This window comes from Mycobacterium sp. IDUB_19, from assembly GCF_055419445.1.
The window spans coordinates 1-1,584 of sequence record NZ_JBVAXR010000134.1; the positions used below are offsets into that span (position 1 = coordinate 1).

Below are 1,584 nucleotides of genomic sequence, written 5' to 3' on the forward strand. Positions count from 1 at the left end.
ATGCCGGTGGTGTGGCATTGGGCGTAGTCGGTGATGTGGTGGACTTCGCAGTAGTAGCCACCGACATCACATCCGGGTGCTGAGCAGCCGAGGTCTTTGGCGTACAGCACGATTCGCTGACCCGGTGAGGCGAGTCGTTTGGTGTGGTAGAGCGCGACGGGTTTGGCGTTGTCGAAGATCGCCAGGTAGTGATGCGCGTGGCGGGAAAGGCGGATGACGTCGCTGATCGGTAGCCGGGTACCGCCGCCGGTCGTCCCATTGCCGGCGGCGGCTTCGAGTTCGGCCAGGGTGGTGGTGACGATGATCGAGGCGGGCAACCCGTTGTGTTGACCCAGATTTCCCGACGCCAGGACCGCGCGCAGGGCGGCATTCAATCCGTCGTGCTGGCGCTGGGCGGCGCTGCGGACGTCGTGGTCGATGGCCTGCTGGCTGGGGGCGCCGTCTACGCACGGCTTCGTGTCCGCAGGGTTGCACATGCCCGGTGCGGCGAGTTTGGCCAACACCGCTTCCAGGGTGGCGCGGGCTTCCGGCGTCAACCAGCCCTGCAGCGCCGACATGCCGTCGGCCTGCTGCTTACCCAGCATCAAACCCCGCCGGTGGGCGCGGTCATCGTCGGTGAAGCTGCCGTCAGGGTTGAGGCAATCCGCCAGCCGATCGGCCAGCCCGGCCAACTGATCGGGCCGATACTGCGAAGCCAGCCGGGCCAGATCGGCTTCGGCACGCGCGCGGGTACCGACGTCGATCCAGCCGGGCAGCTGGTGATAGAACCGGCGGATCACCGCCACATGCTCGGACCCGAGTTTCCCGGCGCGTTGCGCGGCGGCGGTCGCGGCCAGTACCGGTTCCAGGGGTTCGCCGGTGAGCGCGCGCCGCTGGCCCAGGTCGGCGGCCTCGCGGACCCGGCGGGAAGCTTCGGCCCGGCTGATCTGTGTTGCGTCGGCGATCGCATGGGAGAGCTTGCCACCCAGCTCCTGCGGCGTGGCCTCCTGCGCAAGCTGATTGATCAGCGGGTGCTCCCCCGCCGACAGCCGTCGTCGTGCCCGCTCGTAACGTCGCAACAGCGCCAACCGCTCCGGGGTGCACAGCATTTCCGAATCCAGCCCGATGACGTCCTCGAGCGCGGCGTCCAGCGCGTCGAACTTCGCGGTGAACACTTCTCGATCGAGAACAGCTGAACCCATACCCCGAAACTAAACCCACCCACCGACAAAAAACCCCGTCCTGAGACCACTGAAACCACTGTGGCGCAAGCTTTTTTAAGCCCAGTGCGCGTCAGAATTTCAAGCCGGAGAACATGATCTGGTTGGGGTCGTACTGCTGCCGGACGGTGTTCAGCTGAGACAGATTCGAGCCGAAGTAGCGCGATGCCGCGCTGTTGGGCTCCAGGTAGTTGACGTAGCCACCCACCGAAAACTGTTGCACCGCCTGATGAGCAGAGCTCAGCCACTGCGTGGCCGCTGCGACCTGGTTGGCGGCGGGCTCGACATACCACTGCAGCACCGCGGATTGCTTGCGCCACGGGAAGGCCGAATCCCCGGGCGCCACATCGGCGATGGCTCCACCGAGCGGATCGACCAACAACGA

The 1,584-nt window shown here is 66.1% G+C and carries 2 protein-coding genes; both read right to left on the reverse strand.

All coding sequences use genetic code 11. From position 1 onward, the window contains the following. A partial coding sequence (locus tag ACZY0B_RS27395) for an HNH endonuclease signature motif containing protein (protein WP_463767363.1) occupies positions 1–1,181 on the reverse strand: 1,181 nt, incomplete at its 3' end. A gap of 91 nt (positions 1,182–1,272) precedes the next feature. Further along, a partial coding sequence (locus tag ACZY0B_RS27400; RefSeq protein WP_463767364.1) for a BBE domain-containing protein occupies positions 1,273–1,584 on the reverse strand: 312 nt, incomplete at its 5' end.